We start from the raw sequence: 5037 nt of genomic DNA, 5'->3' as shown, positions 1-5037 counted from the left end.
GCTATCCTGACAACTATCACAGGAACGGGGTGCTGCAACGCAGAATTTCGCCGCCGTTCGTATTAAGCTTTTGATATCGTGGTCGACAATTCCGACAGGGATTCCAGGAGTCAGCAGCGGTCATGAACGAGCCCCCCTCCAGACAGCAGGCGCTGACGATACTGCGCCGCATGGATCTCCATCCGGACAGCATGGCCTTCGCGGAGCAGCTGTTCGAGCGTTACCTGGCCGACCCGGAATCGGTGCCGCCCACCTGGGCCGACTACTTCGGCGCGCTGGAGCGCGACCCCGGCCCGACGCCGCGGCGGCGGATGACCGACCAGGACTGCATCGAGATCCGCGACCTGCAGCTGGAGCGGGTGCAGGTCCGCGTGCTGCAGTACATCAACTCCCATCGCTTCCTGGGGCACTTCGCGGCGCGGCTCGACCCGCTGGGCCGGGTGGACCCGGAGCCGCCACCCGAGCTGACCCGCGCCTACCACAAGCTGGACGACGTCGATCCCGACCAGGCCTTCGACCCCGGCTCGCTGCACGGCCCGAACCCGGCGCGGCTGGAAGAGATCGAGTCGATCCTGAAGGACACCTACTGCGCGTTCATCGGCGCCGAATTCATGCATCTGGTCTCCACCGCCGAGAAGCGCTGGCTGCAGCAGCGGCTGGAGTCCGCGCGCGGTCACTTCGGCTTCGACCACGCGACCCGGGAGGCGATCCTCGAGCGACTGACCGCCGCCGAGGGCCTCGAGCGCTACCTGCACAACCGCTACGTCGGGCAGAAGCGCTTCTCGCTGGAGGGGGCCGAGAGCCTGATCCCGCTGCTGAACGCGCTGGTGCAGCGCGGCGGTGCGCGCGGGCTGAAGGAGATCGTCGTCGGCATGGCCCACCGCGGCCGCCTGAACGTGCAGGTGAACATCTTCGGCAAGTCGCCGCGCGAACTGGCCGACGAGTTCGAGGGCCGGCACAGCCGCAACCGCGGCACCGGTGACGTGAAGTACCACCTCGGCTACTCGGCCAGCATCCAGACGCAGGGGGGGCCGCTGCACCTCGCGCTGGCCTTCAACCCTTCGCACCTGGAGATCGTGTCCCCGGTGGTCGAGGGCTCGGTGCGGGCCCGGCAGGTGCGGCTGCGCGACCGATCCGGCGAGAAGGTGATGCCGGTGGTGATCCACGGCGACGCCTCCTTCGCGGGGCAGGGCGTGGTGATGGAGACCCTGAACATGTCGCAGACCCGCGGCTTCTCCACCAAGGGCACCGTGCACATCGTGGTGAACAACCAGATCGGCTTCACCACCAGCACGCTGAAGGACTCCCGGTCGACGCATTACGCGACCGACGTGGCGAAGATGGTCAGCGCGCCCATCCTGCACGTGAACGGCGACGACCCCGAGTCGGTGGTCTTCGTGACCCAGGTGGCGCTGGACTACCGGATGCGCTTCGGCAAGGACGTGGTGATCGACCTGGTCTGCTACCGCCGCCAGGGACACAACGAGGCCGACGAGCCCTCTGCGACCCAGCCGATGATGTACCGGATCATTCGCGGCCTGCCCACCACGCGTCAGCGTTACGCGGCCCAGCTGGTCGCGGACGGGGTGCTCGACGAGGAGGCCGTGGAACGGATGCAGGAGCGCTACCGGGACTCGCTGGACGCGGGCGAATCGGTGGTGCCGGGCCTGCTGCCCCGCGACGTGATCAACGGCCACGACCGGACCGACTGGGGCGCCTTCATCAACCAGTCGTGGGACCAGGACGTCCCCACCGGCGTCCCTCGGGGCGAGCTTGGCAACCTGCTCGAGCGCCTCAACAACCTGCCCGAGGCCTTCAGCGTGCATCCACGCGTGCGCCGGATCCTGGAGGCGCGCCGGGCGATGGCCACCGGCGAGCAATCCCTGGACTGGGGCACCGCAGAGACCCTCGCGTATGCAACGCTGATCCGGGACGGCTACCGCATCCGCCTGTCCGGCCAGGACTCCGGACGCGGCACCTTCTTCCACCGCCACGCGGTGCTGCACAACCAGGAAACGGGTGAGGCCTGCGTGCCGCTGCGCCGGCTGGACCCGGAAAACCCCCGCTTCCTGGTGATCGATTCCCTGCTGTCGGAAGAGGCAGTACTCGCCTTCGAGTACGGCTATGCGACCGCGTTTCCGAACGCGCTGGTGCTCTGGGAGGCGCAGTTCGGCGACTTCGCGAACGGTGCACAGGTCGTGATCGACCAGTTCATCAGCTCCGGCGAGCAGAAGTGGGACCGCCTGTGCGGCCTGGTGCTCCTGCTGCCGCACGGCTATGAGGGCCAGGGCCCGGAACACTCCTCCGCGCGCCCGGAGCGCTTCCTCCAGCTCTGTGCGCAGGAGAACATGCAGGTCTGCGTGCCGACCACGCCGGCCCAGATCTTCCACCTGCTGCGCCGGCAGATGCTGCGGCCGTACCGCAAGCCGCTGGTCGTGATGACACCGAAGAGCCTGCTGCGCCACAAGCTCGCGGTCAGCGATCTCGACGAGCTGGCGAAGGGGCGGTTCGAGAGCGTGATCGACGACATCGACGCGCCGGAGCCGGCCGCAGTGCGGCGGGTGATGCTGACCGCGGGCCGCCTCTACTACGATCTGCTCAGTGAAAAGCGCGAAAAGGGTCGCGACGATACCGCGATCCTGCGTCTGGAGCAGTGCTACCCCTTCCCCGAGGCGGAGATCACGCGGCTGCTGGGACGCTATGACCAGGCCACCGAGTTCGTTTGGGTGCAGGACGAGCCGGAGAACCAGGGTTACCTCGGCTTTGTCCAGCCGCGTCTGAATGCGTTGCTCGAGGTGCGCGGACAGGCCCTGCACGCCGTCGCGCGCCCTCCGGCCGCCGCCCCCGCGGTGGGCTACCCCGAGGTGCACAAGGCCCAGCAGGAAGAGCTCATCCGGCGCGGCTTCGGCCCGATCACGGCCCGCGACACGCCGCGCCCCACCCTGTAACACGCGCACGCGCAAGGAATCGCCGATGTCCGAAGAACGCACCGTCCTGCGGGTCCCCGAGCTGCCGGAATCGGTGGCCGACGCGACCGTCGTCGCCCTGCACAAGCAGCCCGGCGATCGGGTCCGGCGGGACGATCTGCTGGCCGAGCTCGAGACCGACAAGGTGGTGCTCGAGGTGCCGGCGCCGACCAGTGGCGTACTCGACGAATATACCGTCGAGGAAGGGGCCGTGGTCGAGGCGGACGCGGTGCTGGGCTACATCTCGGCCGGGGCGCCCGCCGAGACCGCACCGGAGAAACCCGCCCCGACCGCGGAACCGGAGGCGGAACAGGGCCCGGCCGCGAGGGAAGACGAGCAGCGGCCCGAGCGCGCCGCGCCGCCGCCCCCGAGCCCGGCGGTACGCCGCCTGCTCGCCGAGCATGACCTGGACGCCGCGGAGATCGCGGGCAGCGGACAGAACGGCAGGGTGCTGAAGGAGGACGTCGAGCGCTTCCTGTCGGAGCGCGAGGCGAAGCCGACCGAGCCCGCCCCCGCAAGGACCGAAGAACCGGCGGTCTCCGGGAGGCCAGCCGCCAGCGCCCCCGCCGAGAAGCCGCCACCCGCCGCCGAACCGGAGCCGGCGCCTGCCAGCGCTCCGCCCACCCCACCCGAGCCGCCACGCGCGCGCCCGTCCGCGCAGGCGCCGGTGCCGTCCGGCACGCGCGGCGAGGAACGGGTGTCCATGTCCCGGCTGCGGGCGCGGATCGCCGAACGCCTGCTGCACGCGAAGCAGAGCACGGCGATGCTCACCACCTTCAACGAGGTCGACCTCTCCGAGGTGATGGCGCTGCGCGCGCGGCACAAGGACGCATTCCAGGAACGGCACGGGGTGCGGCTCGGCTTCATGGGCTTCTTCGTCACCGCCTGCGCCCTGGCGCTGCGGCGTTTCCCGGTGATCAACGCGGCGCTCGACGGCAACGAGATCGTCTACCACCATCACGCCGACATCGGCATTGCGGTGTCTTCCCCTCGCGGCCTGGTGGTTCCGGTGCTGCGCGACGCCGGACAACTGTCGCTGGCCGCGATCGAGGGGCGGATCCGCGAGTTTGCGGAGCGTGCCCGGGATGGCCGCCTCGACCTCGACGACCTGCGCGGCGGGACCTTCACCATCACCAATGGCGGGGTCTTCGGTTCCCTGCTGTCCACGCCGATCCTGAATCCGCCGCAGAGCGCGATCCTTGGCATGCACGCGACCCAGGAACGCCCGGTGGCGCGCAACGGCGAGGTCGTGATCCGGCCGATGATGTACGTGGCCCTGTCCTACGACCACCGCCTGATCGACGGGGCGGACGCGGTACGGTTCCTGGTGGCGGTGAAGGAGTCGCTGGAGGACCCGGGGCGGATGCTGCTGGACCTGTGAGGTCGCCGGATTGCGCAGGGGGAATAACCGGGCGGGTCCCAAGCGTCTGATAGACTGTCGCTCGCCCTGGAGCACACACTCACTGGAGGATATCCCTGATGAAGAAAATGCTCGTAACGCTGCTGCTCGCCCTCGGCATGATCGCCGCCGCCCCTGCCTTCTCCGCGGAGACGGAGATGGAGATGGACAGCGAGATGATGCAGAAGATGGTCCAGCAGAGCATGAAGACCTGGCAGATCGAGGATGGCGTGTCGGTCGAGGACGCGGTGGAATCGATGAAGCTGCGGGCCAACCTGTTGAATTTCCAGATGGTCTCCGACCTGCCGCTGTCCGAGCAGGTGGAGGCGATGGGCGAAGAGTCGAACTACATCCGCATCCTGGCCTTCTGCGACGCGCTGGTCGCCAAGGAGATGGTCGAGTACGACGTGATCTTCTCGGGCTTCCTGCCCTGCCGCATCGCCGTGGTGGAGGACGACGAGGGGCGTGGCTGGATCACCACGATGAACATGGACATGATGCTGCACGCAGTCGACCTGTCCCCCGAGCTGGAGCCGCTGGCCCAGCGCGTGCGTGACATCATCTACGAGATCGTCGAGGCGGGTGTGACCGGCGACTTCTGAGCCCGAACCCCGGCTGGATGCGAGAGGCGGCCCTTCGGGGCCGCCTTTTTTGTGGGGGCGCGGGGGGGGA

Annotated in this window: 3 protein-coding genes; all 3 read left to right on the top strand. The window is 68.7% G+C overall.

Annotated elements, in window-relative coordinates:
* Positions 1-122 precede the first annotated feature (122 nt).
* Positions 123-2948, top strand: a complete 2826-nt coding sequence (locus tag ACESMN_RS13235) for a 2-oxoglutarate dehydrogenase E1 component (protein WP_373054078.1) — start codon at positions 123-125, stop codon at positions 2946-2948.
* 25 nt (positions 2949-2973) lie between these two features.
* Positions 2974-4347 (top strand): 2-oxoglutarate dehydrogenase complex dihydrolipoyllysine-residue succinyltransferase, encoded by a 1374-nt coding sequence (gene odhB, locus ACESMN_RS13230; protein WP_373054077.1) that lies wholly within the window; start codon positions 2974-2976, stop codon positions 4345-4347.
* Positions 4348-4445: 98 nt separating this feature from the next.
* Positions 4446-4967 carry a DUF302 domain-containing protein gene (locus ACESMN_RS13225; protein WP_373054076.1) on the top strand — a complete coding sequence of 174 codons (522 nt, stop codon included), beginning with the start codon at positions 4446-4448 and terminating at the stop codon, positions 4965-4967.
* The last annotated feature ends 70 nt before the right edge of the window (positions 4968-5037 follow it).

The organism is Thioalkalivibrio sp., from assembly GCF_041690275.1.
Classification (GTDB): Bacteria; Pseudomonadota; Gammaproteobacteria; order Ectothiorhodospirales; family Ectothiorhodospiraceae; genus Thioalkalivibrio.
This window is presented reverse-complemented; position numbering and strand designations above follow the sequence as displayed.

What these genes read in the sequence shown, in the direction of transcription:
- ACESMN_RS13235 (WP_373054078.1), top strand. Translation starts at nt 123, where the DNA reads ATGAACGAGCCCCCCTCCAGACAGCAGGCGCTGACGATACTGCGCCGC.
- odhB (WP_373054077.1), top strand. Translation starts at nt 2,974, where the DNA reads ATGTCCGAAGAACGCACCGTCCTGCGGGTCCCCGAGCTGCCGGAATCG.
- ACESMN_RS13225 (WP_373054076.1), top strand. Translation starts at nt 4,446, where the DNA reads ATGAAGAAAATGCTCGTAACGCTGCTGCTCGCCCTCGGCATGATCGCC.